The sequence below is a fragment of the Acidipila sp. EB88 genome, from assembly GCF_003858395.1.
Classification (GTDB): domain Bacteria; phylum Acidobacteriota; class Terriglobia; order Terriglobales; family Acidobacteriaceae; genus EB88.
The window spans coordinates 1,777,907-1,795,055 of record NZ_QWEV01000005.1 but is presented as its reverse complement, the minus strand read 5'-3'; the positions used below and the strand labels follow the sequence as shown (position 1 = coordinate 1,795,055).

The window sequence follows — 17,149 nt, the reverse complement described above, 5'->3', positions numbered from 1 at the left end:
AATTCGTTTACTTCACATTTACAACCCTGTGGCAATCTATCCACAGCCCGAGTTCGCTCCGGCGCGCGTGGGCTGATCTGCGTCCAGCGTCGCCAGGTCCCTCGCACCGCCTCACCGCACCGTGTGCCTCAAGAAGCGCATGTGCCGCCACACCTTCAAGGAGCGCCAAATGCTACGTTTCCATCCGCGTACCAGGGTCACCGCTGCCCTCGTGCTTTCCCTCGCCGCCGTACCGGGCGCCTTTTCCCAGACGACCACAACCGGGGCCATCACCGGCACGGTGCAGGACGCCAGCGGAGCTATCGCGGGCAGCGCACAGGTCACCGTACGCAACAACCAGACCAATGCCGAGATCACGGTAGCCGCCGACTCCAATGGCGTGTTCGATGCCGCACAGCTGCAGCCGGGCCTGTACACCGTCTCGATCCAGGCTCCCGGATTTGCGACGTATCAGGCAACCGGCGTGGAAGTCGCGGTCGGCCAATCCACGACCATTCGACCGATGCTGGCCGTGGCCTCGGCTGGCACACAGACAGTGACAGTTTCGGGCGCCACTCCGCTGATCAACACGGAAACTCCGGATTTCGCCACCAACCTCAGCCAACAGGCCATCGAGAACCTGCCGATCAACGGACGCCGCTGGTCGGATCTCACGCTGCTGACGCCAGGCGTGGTTGCTGATTCAAATGGTTTCGGCCTGCTGTCGGTGCGCGGACAGAGCCCCTTGCTGAACAACGTTGAGATCGATGGCGCCGATGACAACCAGGCGTTCTTCTCGGAGGAGCGCGGCCGTACGCGTGAGGGCTACTCGACGCCGCAGGTGGCGATCCAGGAGTTCCAGGTGAACTCCGGCGTGTACTCCACGGAGTATGGCCGGGCGACGGGCGCGGTGATCAACTCGGTGACCAAGAGCGGCGGCAACCAGCTGCATGGTGAGCTGTACTTCTTCGATCGCGACAACGATTGGGGCGCGAAGAACCCGTTCACCAAGCTGACGACCTTCAACCCGGGCACGGGAAGCACCACGACGATCCAGTACAAGCCGAAAGACTGGCGCAAGCAGTGGGGTTTTGGCGTCGGCGGCGCGCTGATCAAGGACAGGCTCTTCTGGTTCTACACCTATGACGGTTTCCGCCGGAACTTCCCCGGGTGGGCGTGCCATCGAGCCCCGCGGCGTTCTTCCAGGCCCCGGACGCGGCCCTGACGGGCACCACGTGCGCCGCGATCATCACGGGCGCGGGCAAGGTGACGGCCGCAACAGGCAACATTGTGGATGCACAGGCCTGCGTGCTGCAGGCGCGCCTTGGTCTCGCTTCGTATGCAAGTGCAGTCGCGCTGTACAACCAGGACCTGGCGGCGGTGAGCTCCAACCTCGGGGTCGTGCCCCGGTCGGGCGATCAGACCATCAACCTCCCCAAGCTGGATTGGCAGATCAATGCCAAGCATCATGCCAGCTTCCTGTTCAATCGTCTGCGGTGGGACTCCCCCGGGGGCGTGCAGACACAGGCCACCAACACGTACGGCGTGGACGGTTTTGGCAATGACTTCGTCAAGCTCGACTACGGCCTGGCACGACTCGACAGCGTCCTTACTTCGACCATCACGAACGAAGTGCGCTACCAGTATGGCCGCGAGTTGAACGACGAGACGGCGCAGCCAACCAGCGCGTATGACGCGCAGTTCGTGAATGGAACCTCGTACCAGGGCGAACCGCCAAGCATTTCGCTGCAGAGCACCAACGGCTTCACCAGCGGCGTTCCCTACTACTCGTTCCGCCCGGCATACCCGGACGAGCGCAAGTGGCAGGCTGCGGACACCGTGAACTGGGTGCGCGGGCAGCACAACTTCAAGTTCGGCGGCGATATCGTGCACAACTACGACATCGTCAACAGCCTGTCGCTGGCGGCCCAGACACCGAACGGCGGGTACACCTACCAGTACCTTGGCAACTTCTTTGCGGATCTTGCGAAGCCCTCGGGAAGCTGCGGCTCGGGCGCCACGGAATACAACGTCGGCGCGCTGCCCTGCTACAGCACGTACGGTCAGAACTTCGGCCAGGCTGCGTTCGACATCGCGACCACGGACTATGGCTTCTTCTTCCAGGACAACTGGAAGCTCACCCCCAAACTCGTGGTGGACCTTGGCATCCGGTATGACTACCAGTCCGTGCCGGGACCGTACCAGGCATTGATTCAGCCGACCAGCACCTACACCCCGCTCCCGCAGTTCTCGCAGAAGCCGAGCGACAAGAACAACATCGGTCCGCGTGTGGGCTTTGCCTACGATGCGTTCGGCAAGGGCACCACGGTGGTGCGCGGCGGCTTCGGCATGTTCTATGGCCGCATGCTGAATGCCACGCTGCTGGGCGCGTACTCCTCGACGGGCTCGCCGCTGGCGCAGATCGGCGTGACCTTCCGCAACAACCAGGGTGGACCGAGCTTCCCGAGCATCCTGGCACCTACCTTCACGCCGACGGCACTGGCCGCTCCCAATGTGCAGTACTTCGACAAGAACTTCCAGAATCCGCAGGCGCTGGAATATGACCTGACCGTGCAGCAGCAGTTCGGGCCCAGCACGGTGCTTTCGGTGAGCTACCTGGCATCGCTCGGGCGCGAGCTGCCGAACTTCATCAACACCAACCTGATCAACACGCCTGCAGCCAACAACAACGCCGCAAATGGCAAGGGCTACACCACCGTGAACTACACGGTGGCCGGGACAGGCAATTGCGGACCACTCGCCTGCGGAAGCACATATGCCACCAAGGTCTACAACGGCTATGCGAACCCCGCGTTCCAGGCAGTCACCGACATCACCAGCAACATCAACTCCTCCTACAACGCGCTGGTGTTCGAGCTGGCAAACAAGACCAACAAGTACGCGAGCTTTGACCTGAGCTACACCTGGTCGCATGCGCTGGACGACAACCAGAACGAGTCGACGCAGGCCTCCACCAACCAGTTGCTGGATCCGAACGCGCCGCTGTCGTCGCAGTATGGCGACTCAGCCTTCAACGTGCCGAACCGCTTTATCGGCTACGCCACGCTGCAGTACCCGAAGCGCTTCTCGGGGCTGGCGAGCACGGTGCTGGACGGCTGGAATCTGAACCCGATTGTGCAGCTGCAGAACGGCCTGCCGTACAGCCTGGTGACCAGCGGCTATGGTTCCGGGGCAGCTATCCTCGCGGGCTGGGACGGCGCGGGTGCCCCGGCGGCCAGCTCCTACATTCCCGAGGTGGGCCGCAACTCGTTCACGCTGCGGCGTACCGAGGTCTTCGATGCACGCCTGGAGAAGCAGTTCCAGCTGCATGACAAGTACACGCTGCAGCTCTTTGGTGAGTGCTTCAACATCTTCAACCACGAGAACTACACAAGCGCGAACACGACCGGCTACAACTTTGGCAGTACGACGCTGGCAAACTCCGCCACAACGTACACCGGTCCGCAAACCTATACCACCGCCCTGCAGTACAACACCTCGTTCGGGTCGACCACCAACGCGAACAGCAACTATGTCTATAGCCCGCGGCAGGTACAGGTCGCGGCGAAGCTGGTGTTCTAGGACCGTTGCACTGCACGGGGAGTGTTGTTCCCTGTAACAACAGACAAGGCCGGGGGCGACTTCCCCGGCCTTGTCTGTTGTTACAGGCGATAAAATAATCCCCAGAGATGACCGGGCGAAACCAATACGATGTCGCGGTGGTCGGTGCGGGACACGCCGGCTGTGAGGCCGCGATTGCCGCGGCCCGGCTTGGGCTGCGCACCGTGCTGCTGACACTTAACCTCGAACTGATTGCCCAGATGAGTTGCAACCCGGCGATCGGCGGCGTAGCGAAGGGCCACCTGGTACGGGAGATCGATGCGCTGGGCGGCGTGATGGGCGAGGTCGCGGACTCGGTGGGGATCCAGTTCCGGCTGTTGAATACCTCGCGTGGGCCCGCCGTGTGGAGCCCCCGCGCCCAGTGCGATAAGGCGTTGTATCGCACGGCGATGCGCGCCCTGCTGGAGCGGGAGCCCAACCTCGCGATACGAGAAGCAGAGGTCACGGGGTTCCTGTTTGCGGATGCTGCGGGCCAGAAGTTGCCGGCGGATGAGCAGCCGGCGCAAGGTGCGCGCCTGGTGGGGCTACGCCTGCGCGACGGCTCGCTGCTGCACGCGCACGCAACTGTGATCACGACAGGCACCTTTCTGAACGGGTTGATCCACTGCGGCGAAACGCAGATCAAGGCGGGACGGAGCGGGGAGCCGGCCTCGCACAAGCTGGGCGAGTCGCTGAAGGCGCTGGGGCTGCGGAACTGCCGCCTGAAGACAGGTACGCCGCCCCGGCTGGACGGCCGGACGATTGACTGGTCGCGGTTCGAAGAGCAGCCGGGCGACGTGGAGCCGACGCCGTTCTCGTTCAGGACACGAGAGCTGCCGCTGCGCCAGATCTCCTGTCATATCGCGCACACCACGCCCGAAACGATGGAGATCATCCGCAGCAATGTACACCGGTCACCCATGTACTCGGGGGCGATCGAGGCGATCGGGCCGCGATATTGCCCGTCGATTGAGGACAAGGTGGTGCGGTTTCCGGACAAGGCCGGGCACCAGTTTTTCCTTGAGCCCGAAGGGCTGACGACCGACGAGGTGTACGTCAATGGCATGTCGACCTCGCTGCCCGAAGAGGTGCAGAAGCAGATCGTGGCTTCGATCCCAGGGCTTGAGCATGCGGTGATGCTGCGGCCGGGCTATGCCATCGAATATGACTCGATTGACCCGACGGAGCTGGACCGGGCGTTGCGCGTGAAGCGGTTCCAGGGGCTGTACCTGGCGGGGCAGATCAATGGGACGTCTGGCTACGAAGAAGCGGCGTGCCAGGGCCTGATGGCCGGGATTAATGCGGGGCTGGCTGCGCGCTGGTGGCGGGACGTCGCTCATGAGCAGGAGAAGCGGGCTGCGGCGCAGGCCGTGTTTACGCTGGATCGCACGGAAGCGTACACGGCCATCCTGATCGATGACCTGATCTCGAAGGGGACGAACGAGCCGTATCGCATGTTTACGTCGCGGGCGGAGTTCCGGCTGCACCTGCGAATCGACAATGCGGACAGGCGTTTGACGCCGCACGCGCGGCGGCTGGGGCTGATTCCGGACGAACTGTGGGCCGGGTACGAAGCCAAGCAGGCACGGGCGGTGGCGCTGGAGAAGCTGCTGGCGGTGCGTCGTCCCGAAGCGCGCACGTGGGCGGAGTTTCTACAGCAAATGCTGCAGAATGAGCAGGTTGCGAGCGCGAGGCTGGATGGTGCTTCCGCTGAAAAGACCAATGGGCTGACGCTGGAAAATACCGCCGGGCTCACCTATGTGCAGCTTCTGCGCCGGCCCGAGATCACGCTGGAGGCGCTGCTGCCGTTGCTGCAAAAGGACTTAGCGGCGGACGTGGTATTTGCGCCATGGCTCGCGGTCGAGGCGGGCACGCCGGCCGCGGGGAACCGCCGGGTGGAGCTGAAGTCGGTCGAGACCGAGATCAAGTATGCGGGGTACCTGGAGCAGCAGCGGCGCTCGATCGAGCGGTTGAAAGCAGCGGAAGCCCGCGCCATTCCTGAGGATTTCGTGTATGAAGGCATGTCGGGGCTGAGCCGGGAACTGCAGGAAAAGCTGGCGCGGATTCGCCCGAGCACCATTGGGCAGGCGAGCCGGATCCCCGGGGTGACGCCTGCGGCCCTGACGCTTTTGAGCGTGTTTGTGGGTGCAAAACGGGGTTAAATCAGCGTGTTTTTGTGTCGCATTCGCGCTGAAATGTTGAAACTGCTATTCGGACACTGCACCATGCGTTGTGCAAACCGGCCATTTCGGCCGGTTTTTTGTTTTCCCAAATTCGGCACGGGAGTGACCGGTTCTGCGAACCGGCGGGGGAACGCCCGGGAATCTGTGACCGTGGATTGCGAGCGTCGACGCCGGGTGGCAGGGCGTTTCCGGGGTTTGTGCTCGTGGGGCTAGCGTCGTGCGAGTGCGGACTGCTCGTAGTGGAGCAGGAGGTCGGCGGGGTCCTGCCAGACCTCGATGCAGCCGGCATCGAGCAGGTCCTGCCGCTTCCAGCCGCCGCAGGTGAGGCCGATGGTGGGAACGTCGCACTTTCTGGCTGCCTGGGCGTCCCAAGGGGTGTCGCCGAGGGCGATGCACTGGGCGGGTTTGGCATTGACCTTCTTCATAGCCGCGGCGAAGATGTCGCCCTCGGGCTTGGAGTTCTCGGCGTCGGCGCTGGAGGAGGCCTCATCGATGAGGTCGTCCATCTTGACGATCTTGCCGTAGGTACCGAGGTCTTCCTTTTCCGATGAGCTGGCGATGACGATCTGCATGCCGGAGTGCTTGACCTTCTGGAGGAGTTCGCGCGACTTGGAGAAGGCAACGATGCGGGCCATGTAGTCGCGGTGAAAGATGTCCTTGCGGAATTTCTTGATGGACTCCTCGAGCCGCTCCTGGTCGGCCTTGGGGACGAAGATGGGGATGACCTGGTCGCCACCCTTGCCGATCTGCGACCACATCTGGGCGAGGTCGGTTTCGATGCCGAAGTGCTCAAAGGTGCGGCGCCATGCCTCGGCGTGAAGGGCGTTGGAGTCCACGAGGGTGCCATCGATGTCGGTGAGGAGTACGTCTGCCATGCGGGGTGAGATGCCGGGTGGACCGCAGCACGGGAAGGCCGTTGCGTACCGCATCAACATGCGCGCGTGGCGGGGTGCGGGCTGGCCCAGCATGTGCGCGGGCTGCGGAAGGAGCGGGCTTGCGGGTGCAGGGAACTGCGGGACGGCCGGGGCAATGGGTAACCCAGTGCGGGACGAGTCGAGAGGAAGACTGAGGCGCCCGGGAAGCTGCCGCACTGCGGGCAGACGTACGCGCGGGGCTGCGCTTTTGGCTGCAGCCCCGGCGGGGAGTTCCTGTGCTGGCGCGGTGATGCGGGTCGGTTAAACGGCCTTGCGCTGGAAGCTGGGCTTCTTGGTGGGCACCTTGGCGCCCTTGGACTGGGCGGAGAGGCTGGGTGCCCCGGCTGCGGGGTTGCTGCCGCTCTTGAGGTGCGCGGCTTTTTCCTGCAGGGCTAGGAGCTTCTGGGCCTTGCGGCCGAGTCCGCCGATTTTGACGCCGCTTGGCTTGGGGATGAAGTCGGTCATGGAGAGTCCTCCTTGGTTGATTTTCTCACGGTGGGCGGGGTGCGGGCTTGTGGGTGCGGGAGACGTGGGGTGCGCGTTGCCTCTTTTCCAATTTGCGCCAGCGATAACGGAGAGGTGGGTGCCCCATGTCTTGCGCTCGAGTGGTGGGCGCTACGATGCTCGCGATGCCATCGGTCTGGTGCGGTTGCAGCGTGCGGGCGTGCTGTGTTTTGTGACGTTTTCCTGCTCCCAGCGACGGCCGTATCTCGGCATGCCTGAGGCGCGGGTGCTGTTCGAGCGGGCGCGCGAGAGGGTGCGGGTGCGGTATGACTTTTTTTTTGGTGGGGTACGTGGTGATGTCGGAGCATGTGCACCTGCTCCTGGGTGAGCCGCGGGTGTGTTCGCTCGGGACCGCGTTGCAGGCGCTGAAGCTATCTGTCGCTGTGCGAGGTACAGAATGGCTGTTCTGACAGAGAAGGTATTACGACCTCAACGTGTTCTCCGAAGACAAGCGGGTGGAGAAGCTGCGGTACATCCATCGGAACCCGGTGGCGCGTGGGCCGTGCGGTGCGCCTGAGGATTGGGCGTGGTCTAGTTTTTGACACTATGCATAGAAATTGGGAAGCCTGCCGCCCGGTATTGATCCGATCTTTAACAACTCATCAGGATTATTTCTTCTCCTGCTGTAAAACGACACTCCAGCGTTCATCATCTCAGAGAAGGTTGTGCAGTTTTTCACAGCCGAGCAGCTTAACCACCTTCGCTTGGTAGCTTCGTACGACAAGAGCCAGTGCTCTGCAATGTGAGCATCGTCCTCATTAAGCAAGAGGCTCCACGCGTGTTTGTCCAGCACGTTTGCGTCGATAAGTCCGGACGACTCCGCATCTAGAGCGAGAATCGCTACTATATCGTCTTCCATCAATCCTAAGGTTTTCGCCGCTTCAGCGCTGATGGGAATCGACCAAGCTAAAGACGCCCACAGCGCCCATGCAACCTCATTTCCATCGCCCGTTATCGAGTGTTTAGAGATAACTGAGTTCAGAACCTGACCCAATGGCCCTTTAGGAATGCTGTGGCCCCCTTTTGTTGCTACCTTGTGTAATGTTGCCAGCGCGGCGGGCAAAGTCGACGCATCAGCCGAGATCGCGCCCAACACGCAATTACAAAACGCTCCCCACCCTTTTGGGTCAACGTTTTCGTTCTGTACCCTTGCCAGCGCATATCGCAAGATCGGGCTCGCTGGATCGGTCGAGGCTCTCTCGAACGCAGTACTGAAATAGCTTATGAAGTCATTGCGTTGACCGGAGGGGCTCTTCTTGTTTCGAATGACAAATTTGTTCAGGTCAATTGCCCAGCGGTCCTCAAGGCCCAGCGGTAGATCGACTATTTGAGTTTTGCGCGAATTGAGACTTAATTCGAAAGTCGAGAGAATACTCTGAAGTCCGCCCAGCACCGTTTCTGCTTCACTAAGTGTCTCAAATGAAAGCTCGAAATCATCTATGTATCGGAAGCCACATATCTGTGAGCGATAACGATGCAGGAGCTGCTGGTCCACAGCTGCCATCACGATCTCTGCAGTGATATGCGAGATGTCTGGCCCTATGGCTATTCCATGAGTCTGGCCGTCATTCATATACATGTGAAAAAGATCTATGTTATCGCCGAGCGACTTAGTCTTTGCTTTATTTTTTAAAACAGATTTGGAGGCCGCCTTTGAGTGGAGAGCCCAAGGTATCGAATGTGTGTAAAGCGTTGGGTAGAATTGACTCAGGTCTGCCTTCAACAAATACTTGTACCCTCTTCGCTTTAATGCTCGTAGCCTTGATCTTTCACTCAGCCCGTATCTGGACATGATCGCGCGAGGACAACCCCTGGGCGAAAAGGGCCTGGTAGCTGACAACCTCTCCTGTTCCATATGGAGGCTAAGTGCGGGCCAGTTGTCTGACATCAGCTTCGAGCAACCAAAGTAGGGTATGGGGTTGGGGATTTTCAATGTCCGTCGGACCCCTCCAGGACGTGACAAATGATGCGCCACCGGTTTTGTCCAAAGCCTCATTGGCCACAAGTGTCCCGTAGAAGCAGCGAATCGCGCGAACTTCTCCGTGTGAAACGAGGGCGGCAGCTCACGCGGGAAATAGCCCTTTTTTAAGAAAGCACTAAGTGTGGATATGTGGGACCTCCTCTTCTTGTGATGCGAATCTTGTCACTCGCCGCCGAAGGCCAGGTTTTCGAATCTCGTGCATTTGGACAGATATGCCAGATGCACTGAACCGGTCGGACCGTTTCTTTGTTTGGCGATGATGATTTCGGCTTTGCCTTCCGTTTCGGGGTCGGGTTGGCCGTTTTCGTCCTTGTTGTAGTAGCTGTCGCGGTGGATGAAGGCGACGACGTCGGCGTCCTGCTCGATGGAGCCGGATTCGCGGAGGTCGGAGAGCATGGGTTTCTTGTCGCCGCCGCGCTGCTCAGAGGCACGCGATAACTGCGAGAGGGCGATGACGGGGACGTCGAGTTCCTTGGCGAGGGCCTTGAGTCCGCGGGAGACGGCGGAGACTTCCTGGGTGCGGTTCTCGTAGCCCTTTTTGCCGGGCGCGCCGCCTGCGCCGCCGGTCATCAGTTGCAGATAGTCGATGACGATGAGGTCGAGCCTGCCGTGCATCTGGCGGAGGCGGCGGGCCTTGGCGCGCATTTCCGTGAGGGAGATGCCGGGGGTGTCGTCGATGAAGAGCTGCGACTCGGTGAGGCGCTCGAGGGCTTCGGCGAGTTTTTCCTGGTCCTCGCGCGATGTGTAACCCTTCTGGATCTTTTGCTGGTCGACCAGCGCTTCCGACGCGAGCATGCGTCGCAGGAGCGACTCCTTCGACATTTCGAGCGAGAAGACGGCGACCACCGCGGCGCCGCGCACGGCGGCGTTCTGCGCGATGTTGATGGCCCAGGCGGTTTTGCCCATGGAGGGGCGCGCGGCGATGATGATGAGCTCGGACTTCTGGAGGCCGGAGGTCATGCGGTCGAAGTCGGTGAAGTGGGTTTCGAGACCGGTGACCTCGCGGGAGCCTTCGGCGAAGAGCTGGTCGATGGAGCCGAAGGAGGAGCGCACGATCTCGGGAATGGAGGCAAAGCCGCGCTGCACCCCGTGCTCGGTGACTTCGAGCAGCTTGGACTCGGCAGCGTTGAGCACGTCGAGCGCGTCGTCGGCCTGGTCGGCGGCCTGGGTGATGGCCTCGGAGCAGACCAGGATGAGCTGGCGCAGCAGCGACTTGTTCTTGACGATGCGGACGTACTCGTCGATGGAGAGGCGGCGCGGGAGGTTCTCGGTGAGCGAGGCGAGGTAGGCGACGCCGCCGATGGCCTCGGTTTCCTTGTTCTGCGAGAGGATGTCGCGGAGGGTGATGATGTCGACGGCGCGGCCGGAGTCGATGAGCTCAGCCATGCGCATGTAAATGCGTCGATGGGCGTCCAGCGCGAAGTCGGAGGTGGTGATGCGCTCGGCCGCCTCGTTGTAGAGGTGGTTGTCGAGCAGGATGGCGCCGAGGATCGAGCGCTCGGCATCAATGGCGGCAGGGAGGCCGCGCTCGAACTGGATGTTAGGTGTGGTCGCCATACCGCTTCAGGCTACTCTGCGGGATTTCCACCGGCGAAGGCTGGGGGCTGGAAAAGTGGGAAAAGGCGGTACGGAAAGGGAAACCGCCTGCGCGGCTGGCGGCCACTTCGTGGCGGGTGATCGTTGGGGGTTTGGTGGGCCTCTCGTTGGTCGGCAGTGACGACAGCTAGAAGTTCAGGGCGTACTGAACAGCCTGGAACAATTCGGGGATTGCTTCTTTTCCTACCCTTGCTGGATGTGCCAGGCCAAACGCCATCATCTTCTTATTCCGGATAGCGTAGGAGCCATATTCAAAGTGCCTCCCGGGCGGCAAATCGGGGATCTTGGTTATGCCGGCGTGACCCCTATCCAGTTCCTCATCAGTCTCAGGGAGCGCCCGCCAGCCTTTCTTATGGGAATTGCTAAAAACAAAGATTTTGTCAGGCTGATAGCAGCGTAGTGCCTCCAAAAAGCGCCCGCGCCCACGAGCCGCCTGCTCGTCTGTTGGTTCCTTGTACTTGCCGTCTGCCGTAGCGATGCACTCGGGCACAAGGTTGAGAAACACAACTTCTGTCCACAGCTTGTGATCGCGGTTAAACGCTTTCTGGATAATCGCGAAGAATGGAAGATACTTCTGCTGCTCCCTCGCGGCGACCGCTGTCATCAAGATCTTGGTGAAGTCGTCAGTGTCGGCATCCGCTGGATTCCGATAATGCGAATTGCCGATGATCATGTAGCGCTTGCCTTCGGGCTGTTCGTCGTAGAGATCGCCCTTCCAGATTTTGTGTTCAATCACGATTGCTTCTCCTCAGAAATTTGGTGTAGCAACGAGGACAGGAACACGCCACGAAGTGGCCGCCGGCCGCGCAGGCGGTTTTGAAGCGGCTACGGCCGCTTCGGCTAGACGCCGAAGAGGCTGTAGTCAGGGCGGTCGCCCAGGTATTTGTGGCGGAATGCGCGGTAGATGGCTCGGTCCTTGATGAAGAAGACTCCGGGGAGCTGGGTGGGGTCTTCCTTGCCGGGGCCGGCGAAGCCGTACTTCCAGAGGGCGCGCTTGGCAAGCTTCCAGTAGGCGCGGGCGCCGAAGAAGTGGGGCAGCACGGTGCTCTTGAGCAGGTGGAAGACGGGGGCGGTGTAGAGCTTCATCTCGGGGTCGTGGACGCGCTCGGCCGAGCCGAGGCCGTACTTCTCAAACCAGGGGAGAGCGCGGGCGTCGTCGGCCATGTGGACGAAGACGACCTGGACGTTGCGCTTGTCGAGAGCGGGCTTGGCCTTGGAGATGTCGTGGATGGCTTCGCGGGTAAACGAGTCGCCGAAGTGGCGCAAGAAGACGAGCAGGATGGGCTGCTTATCGGCCACATCGAGGAGGGACTTGCCGCTCTGGGTTTTGGTTTCGCTGAAGAGCCGGATCAAGTCCGGGTCGGGCGGCAGGACACCTGGGGGCAGGCCGCTGCGGATCGCTACTTTAGGGGCTGTTTTCATACATCGGTCTCCGGGCAGCCAGGGGTCATTGGCAACATCATAGGATAGATGGCGGTTCGCGGGTGAGCGGGAACCTGCGTAAAATGACCATTAGTTATGCATTGGACACGCAAAGGGACGTTGGCAGCTGGGTGGCGTTCGGCGGTATTGATGGCCGCGATGGTGTTGGCACCGGCGGCACTGATGCCCGTGCAGGCCGCGGCACAGGTGGCGCAGAGCCCCGTGCTGCAGTTCCAGAAGCTGGAAGACGCCTGGAGCGTGGCGCTGGCCAACAAGGACCAGTTTGGGCTGGAGAACCTGCTGCTGCCTACGTTTATCGACATTTCCGCCTCGGGCGCGGTGCTGACGCGTAACCAGGCGATCGCGGACACGCTGAACGGACTGCCGGAGCCGCTGCTGTCGGTGGAGCAGAAGGTTGTGAACGTGCGGGTGGTGAGCGACGTAGCCGTGGTGCAAGGCACGTACATCCTGCGCCTCAAGGACGACCAGAAAACGCGGGACGAGCGTGGCATCTTTACGCACGTGTACCAGCGCTCGCGCAATACGTGGGCCTGCATCAGCGCGCAGCGTACGGCGGTAGTGGACCAGATCGAAGGCGCGAAGGGGCGGGCCACTGCCGCGGAGCCGCAGCGGAAGTCCAACGCGGCGCAACCGTTCCACATCCCGCTGCTGTACAAGGGCGCGCAGCCCAAGCCGGGCGCGACGGCGCCGGCCGGTTCGGGGGATGCACCGGACCCGAGGCCGGGCGTGAATGCCCCGGACGCGACTCCTGCTCCATCGGCTGCACCTGCTTCGGCGACTCCGCCGGCATCCGCAAACCCGCAGCGCTAGCGCATGCGGCCATTGGTTGCCGAGATCCGGCTGGGGGCGCTGCTCCACAACTACAACCTGCTGGAAGCACGGGTCCGCGCGTCGGCAACGCCGCGTGTGCACGCCGGGCTGGTTGCGGTAATCAAGGCGAATGCGTATGGCCATGGCGCAGCGCTGTGCGGTCGGGCGCTGTGCGAGTGGATCGCTGCGCGGTCGGCGGCGGAGGTGGGCGAAAGCTGGCTGGGCGTGACCTCGGTAGAGGAGGCGCTGGAGCTGCGACGGGCGCTTGGGACGCTGCGGCCCCGGGTGCTGGTGATGTCGGGGTTCTTCCCAGGTGAGGAAGGTGCGCTGCTGGAGCGCGCGTTGACGCCGCAGGTGTGGGAAGGCTGGCACCTGTCTCTGCTGGACGCGGCTGCGCGGCGGGCCGGGTGCGCACCTCGCTCCGTGGCGGTACATCTTGAAATTGATACGGGCATGAGCCGGCAGGGGGTGGCGCCGGGCGAGGCTTTGCGCCGGTTGCTGCTGGGGGCCGGGTTTGAAGGGGACTCGCCGCTCCGGATCGAAGGGGTGCTGACGCATTTTTCTTCGCCGGAGGTGGTGGGTGAGGATCGGACGGCCGGGGCGGTGACGGAAGCACAGTGCGGGCTGCTGGCAGCGGCGCTGGAGCAACTGGCGGAAGCCGGGGTAAGGCCGCGCTGGGTGCATGCCGGCAACTCGGTAAACGCGTTTGCCGGGGTGGAGCTGGCCCGTTTGGCTGCAATGGCGGAGAAACAGGGTGCGGCGTTGCTGGTGCGGCCGGGGTTGGCGTTGTACGGGGTGGAGCCGCGGCTGGTGCGGGCGGATGGGGCTGCGGCGGCAGAGGCCGGCAGCGCTGCTGCACTGGAGCCGGTGATGCGCTGGAAGTGCGAGGTGACGTCGCTGCGCGTGGTGGATGCGGGTGCGTCGGTGGGGTACAACGAGACGTTCCACGCGAATGGGCCGACGCGGCTGGCGCTGCTGCCTGTGGGGTATGCGGACGGGCTGAACCGGCGCCTGTCGAACCTAGGGGCTGCGCTGATCCGAGGGCGGCGCGCGCCGATCGTGGGGCGCGTGTCGATGGACCAGACGGTGGTGGATGTGTCAGGGATTGCGGATGTGGGGATTGGGGACGAGGTGGTGCTGCTGGGAACGCAGGGGTCAGGGCGGATCGCGGTGGAGGAGCTGGCGGAGTGGTGCGGCACGATTCCGTATGAGGTGTTTTGCGGGATAGGGGCGCGGGTGCAGCGGGTGGCGGTGTAGGTGGTTTGTGTTTTATTGCTGGGATTGAGGCGCGGGGTTTGGTGGTTCCCACATCTCGGAATCGAGACATGGGGCGCCGGTTGGGTGTTTGGGCCGGCAGTTCTATGCCTTGTGCGTGAGCGTGGGGGGCGGGGTTTGCGGGTTTGCTGACTGGGTCAGGCCGCCAGGAAAGGTGTTGATGCTGAATGAGTGGTACGCGAAGTGGATGTTCCGCTGGGAGACCGAGTTAACCACGCGGGATGAGAACCGGATTGTGCGGCCGGTGGAGTGGGGCTTCGAGTGGCTGCGGGATGCGCTGCCGGCGGCGATTGAGCCGCTCGCCGAGGTGCATGAGGAAGAGCTGACGTTTGCCGAGGCCGAGCGGGCGATGCTGGCGGTGAACGAGGCGATCGTGGCGGACAGCGACTCGTTTTTTGGCTACAGCGCGCCGACGGATTACCGGATCGAGGAGCGTCACCCGGAGCTGTTCCCGACCAATGTGCGGCCGGAGACGCTGGCGCAGGATGCGGAGCTGAAGGCCAGGGCGGCACGGGGCGAGCTGCCCACGGCGGAGTTTCTGCGGTTTACGTCGCCGGTACGGACGCCGTTTCCCGAAAATGACCTGGTCAATGCACGGTGGTACCCGGCGCCCGAGGATCGGCAGACAGGCGAGCAGCCGCGCAAGGCGATTATCGTCATGCCGCAGTGGAATGCGGATGCGTTTTCGCACAATGCGCTGTGCACACTGTTCAACCGGTTCGGGGTTTCGGCACTGCGGCTGTCCAAGCCGTATCACGACATTCGCAGGCCTGCGGAGCTGGAGCGTTCGGATTACGCGGTGTCGTCGAATATCGGCCGGACGCTGGCGGCTTGCCGGCAGGCGGTGGTGGATATCCGGTGCTGCGTGGACTGGCTCGAAGCACACGGATATCGGCAGTTCGGGGTAATGGGCACCTCGCTGGGAAGCTGCTACGCATTTCTGGCGGCGGCGCATGATCCACGACTGGAGGTGTGCGCGTTCAACCATGCGTCAACGTCTTTTGGGGACGTGGTGTGGACGGGGCAGAGCACGCGGCATATTCGTGCGGCGTTTGAGCAGGCAGGGCTGACACAGGAGCGATTGAACGGGCTGTGGGGGGCGATTTCGCCGATCCATTACATGGACCGGTTCCTGGCGACGGCGCGGGAGCGCGAGCGCCGGACGCTGGTGGTGCATGCGACGTACGACCTGACGTTCCTGGAGGAGTTTTCGCTGCAGGTGCTGGAGAACTTCCGGCGGCTGGGGATCCGGCACGAGTCGAGGGTGCTGCCGTGCGGGCATTACACGACCGGGGAAACGCCATACAAGTTCATCGACGGGTGGTACCTCGGCTCGTTTGTGCACGGGGCGTTCGCGGACTAAGGGCTTGTTGGCGGGCATTTAAGGATCAGGGACTTGGGGGTGCGCTTTGGCGCGCCCCCTTTTTGCGTGCGGCTGAGGCGCTAGGCCGGGTGGTGAGGATGGGCACGGCGGCGGATGGCGACGCGCGCGTGCAGTGCCGCGACGCGGGTGCGTGAGCGAGGAGTGGTGTGTGCGCCGGCGGGGCGTCGCAGGGGTTGAGCCGCCGGCTCGGGCAGAGGGGGCAGGCCTGCGACGGCGAGCAGGAGCTTGTTGGCGGCGTTGAAGAGGTTGAGGTGGGTATCGACGCGGCCGTCGGTGGCAGCGAGGAAGACCGCGGTTTGCGTGGCGTGGTTGAGGGCAATGTAGGTGTGGAAGCCGGCGCCTCCGCCGGTTTTCTCCACCAGGTAGGAGGGGTCGCCGGGTGGCAGGAGGTCGATCCAGCCAAGGCCGATGCCGGTGGGCTCGCCAGCGTGGTCGAGTCCTTTCTGGCGGAGGAGCTGGGCCGGCTGGAGGTAGGTGGCCTGGGCGGCGGAGGGCTGCGCAGCGATGGCCGGGGTGTTAGAACCGAGCAGGTATTGCAACCAGATGGCCATGTCGGATGCGGTGGAGTAGAGCCCGGAGCTGCCCGCGGTCTGTTCCGTGGACGTGCAGGGGCCCTGGTCAAAGGCGCCGAGCAGCAGGTGGCTGCACTGTGCCGGGGTGGGAAAGAACGTGGTGTGGTCCATGTGCAGCGGCCGGAGCGTGCGGGTGGCGAGCAGCGCGGCGTACTGGGTGTGGGTGGCCGCGGCGAGAGCGTCGCTGAGCAGGTCAAAACCGATGTTGGAGTAGAGCGCGGCAGTGCCCGGCGTGCTGAGCAGGCGCTGGTTGGGAAGCCAGCTCCAGCGGGTGCGGCGGTCGGGAAAGGTGAAGTGCGGGGTGCCCGCGGGGGCTTCGCGGAGTTCGCGGGGCAGCGCGGCGGTGTGGGTGGCGAGCTCACCAAGGAGGATGGGGGCGTCGCGTGCGGGCACGACGATGCCGGGCGGGGCGAACCGCTGCAGGGGATCGTCGAGGCGCACGGTTTGGTCGAGCACGAGCCGGGTGAGCACGTCGGTGGTGAAGATCTTGGTGAGCGAGCAGAGACGGAAGACGGAGTCGCGGGCGGGGGGCTGGTGAGACCCGGGTGCGGTCTCACCGTAGCCGCGGAGGACCACCTGGTGGCCGTGCACCAGGACCAGCACCATGCCGGTGGCGCCGGACTGCTGGAAGAGCGAGGCGCCGAGGGCGTCGATGGGTGTGGCGGCCGGGACTGCCGGGAGCGGAGCCTGGGCTGGGGTTTGCGCGAGGCAGGAGTGGAGGAACAGGCACAGCGACAGGGCTGCGGGAACGGCGGGGAACAGGGCTGGCCACAGGGGCTTGCGCTTGCGCGACGGGACGAGGGGAGTCATCTTGGCACAGCGTACAAGGATCCGGGAGTGGGCACAGCAGTGCGGGTGTGGCGGAGGCTGCCCGCCGACTCCCGATCGTTTGCGGAGCAGGTCGGGAG

At 63.2% G+C, this 17,149-nt stretch carries 13 protein-coding genes; 6 read left to right on the top strand and 7 right to left on the bottom strand.

From position 1 onward, the window contains the following. The first annotated feature begins 169 nt into the window (after window positions 1-169). The 3 genes from D1Y84_RS08135 (at window position 170) to mnmG (ending at window position 5,741) form a co-directional block, all read left to right on the top strand. Complete coding sequence (locus D1Y84_RS08135) at window positions 170-1,204, top strand: carboxypeptidase-like regulatory domain-containing protein (protein ID WP_158615386.1); 1,035 nt, start codon at window positions 170-172, stop codon at window positions 1,202-1,204. Then, window positions 1,156-3,561: a TonB-dependent receptor gene (locus D1Y84_RS08130; protein WP_124848069.1), complete on the top strand. Its 2,406-nt coding sequence runs from the start codon at window positions 1,156-1,158 to the stop codon at window positions 3,559-3,561. The genes D1Y84_RS08135 and D1Y84_RS08130 overlap by 49 nt, the downstream gene beginning before the upstream one ends. A 107-nt stretch (window positions 3,562-3,668) precedes the next feature. Further along, window positions 3,669-5,741, top strand: a complete 2,073-nt coding sequence (gene mnmG / locus D1Y84_RS08125) for a tRNA uridine-5-carboxymethylaminomethyl(34) synthesis enzyme MnmG (RefSeq protein WP_124848068.1) — start codon at window positions 3,669-3,671, stop codon at window positions 5,739-5,741. A gap of 230 nt (window positions 5,742-5,971) precedes the next feature. On the opposite strand, the gene D1Y84_RS08120 is transcribed toward mnmG, so the two are convergent. The 6 genes from D1Y84_RS08120 to D1Y84_RS08090 form a co-directional block, all read right to left on the bottom strand. Next, entirely contained in the window at window positions 5,972-6,637 is a 666-nt protein-coding gene (locus D1Y84_RS08120; protein ID WP_124848067.1) for an HAD family hydrolase, read from the bottom strand. Between the two features lie 300 nt (window positions 6,638-6,937). Next, window positions 6,938-7,141 (bottom strand): hypothetical protein, encoded by a 204-nt coding sequence (locus D1Y84_RS08115; protein ID WP_124848066.1) that lies wholly within the window; start codon window positions 7,139-7,141, stop codon window positions 6,938-6,940. A 583-nt stretch (window positions 7,142-7,724) separates the two neighbouring features. After that, a complete protein-coding gene (locus D1Y84_RS08105; protein ID WP_255424341.1) occupies window positions 7,725-8,972 on the bottom strand; it encodes an RNA-directed DNA polymerase in 1,248 nt (415 codons plus the stop codon). A 351-nt stretch (window positions 8,973-9,323) separates the two neighbouring features. Further along, window positions 9,324-10,718, bottom strand: coding sequence for a replicative DNA helicase (gene dnaB, locus D1Y84_RS08100; RefSeq protein WP_124848064.1), 1,395 nt, complete (start codon window positions 10,716-10,718; stop codon window positions 9,324-9,326). A gap of 166 nt (window positions 10,719-10,884) precedes the next feature. Then, complete coding sequence (locus tag D1Y84_RS08095) at window positions 10,885-11,493, bottom strand: hypothetical protein (RefSeq protein ID WP_124848063.1); 609 nt, start codon at window positions 11,491-11,493, stop codon at window positions 10,885-10,887. Window positions 11,494-11,597: 104 nt separating this feature from the next. Continuing rightward, window positions 11,598-12,179 (bottom strand): AhpC/TSA family protein, encoded by a 582-nt coding sequence (locus D1Y84_RS08090; protein ID WP_124848062.1) that lies wholly within the window; start codon window positions 12,177-12,179, stop codon window positions 11,598-11,600. A gap of 120 nt (window positions 12,180-12,299) precedes the next feature. Between D1Y84_RS08090 and D1Y84_RS08085 the strand changes: the two genes are divergently transcribed. From D1Y84_RS08085 to D1Y84_RS08075, 3 genes are all read left to right on the top strand, one after another. Next, complete coding sequence (locus D1Y84_RS08085) at window positions 12,300-13,010, top strand: DUF4440 domain-containing protein (protein ID WP_158615384.1); 711 nt, start codon at window positions 12,300-12,302, stop codon at window positions 13,008-13,010. A 3-nt stretch (window positions 13,011-13,013) separates the two neighbouring features. Continuing rightward, window positions 13,014-14,267: an alanine racemase gene (alr, locus tag D1Y84_RS08080; RefSeq protein WP_124848060.1), complete on the top strand. Its 1,254-nt coding sequence runs from the start codon at window positions 13,014-13,016 to the stop codon at window positions 14,265-14,267. A 178-nt stretch (window positions 14,268-14,445) separates the two neighbouring features. After that, complete coding sequence (locus D1Y84_RS08075; protein WP_124848059.1) at window positions 14,446-15,648, top strand: alpha/beta hydrolase family protein; 1,203 nt, start codon at window positions 14,446-14,448, stop codon at window positions 15,646-15,648. Between the two features lie 80 nt (window positions 15,649-15,728). On the opposite strand, the gene ampH is transcribed toward D1Y84_RS08075, so the two are convergent. After that, window positions 15,729-17,051, bottom strand: a complete 1,323-nt coding sequence (ampH, locus tag D1Y84_RS08070) for a D-alanyl-D-alanine-carboxypeptidase/endopeptidase AmpH (RefSeq protein ID WP_158615383.1) — start codon at window positions 17,049-17,051, stop codon at window positions 15,729-15,731. Window positions 17,052-17,149: the final 98 nt, after the last annotated feature.

Bases quoted from the DNA above. Each gene is read 5' to 3' on its own strand.
- D1Y84_RS08135 (WP_158615386.1), top strand. From the start codon at position 170: ATGCTACGTTTCCATCCGCGTACCAGGGTCACCGCTGCCCTCGTGCTT.
- mnmG (WP_124848068.1), top strand. From the start codon at position 3,669: ATGACCGGGCGAAACCAATACGATGTCGCGGTGGTCGGTGCGGGACAC.
- D1Y84_RS08120 (WP_124848067.1), bottom strand. From the start codon at position 6,637: ATGGCAGACGTACTCCTCACCGACATCGATGGCACCCTCGTGGACTCC.
- D1Y84_RS08115 (WP_124848066.1), bottom strand. From the start codon at position 7,141: ATGACCGACTTCATCCCCAAGCCAAGCGGCGTCAAAATCGGCGGACTC.
- D1Y84_RS08105 (WP_255424341.1), bottom strand. From the start codon at position 8,972: ATGTCCAGATACGGGCTGAGTGAAAGATCAAGGCTACGAGCATTAAAG.
- dnaB (WP_124848064.1), bottom strand. From the start codon at position 10,718: ATGGCGACCACACCTAACATCCAGTTCGAGCGCGGCCTCCCTGCCGCC.
- D1Y84_RS08090 (WP_124848062.1), bottom strand. From the start codon at position 12,179: ATGAAAACAGCCCCTAAAGTAGCGATCCGCAGCGGCCTGCCCCCAGGT.
- alr (WP_124848060.1), top strand. From the start codon at position 13,014: ATGCGGCCATTGGTTGCCGAGATCCGGCTGGGGGCGCTGCTCCACAAC.
- D1Y84_RS08075 (WP_124848059.1), top strand. From the start codon at position 14,446: ATGCTGAATGAGTGGTACGCGAAGTGGATGTTCCGCTGGGAGACCGAG.
- ampH (WP_158615383.1), bottom strand. From the start codon at position 17,051: ATGACTCCCCTCGTCCCGTCGCGCAAGCGCAAGCCCCTGTGGCCAGCC.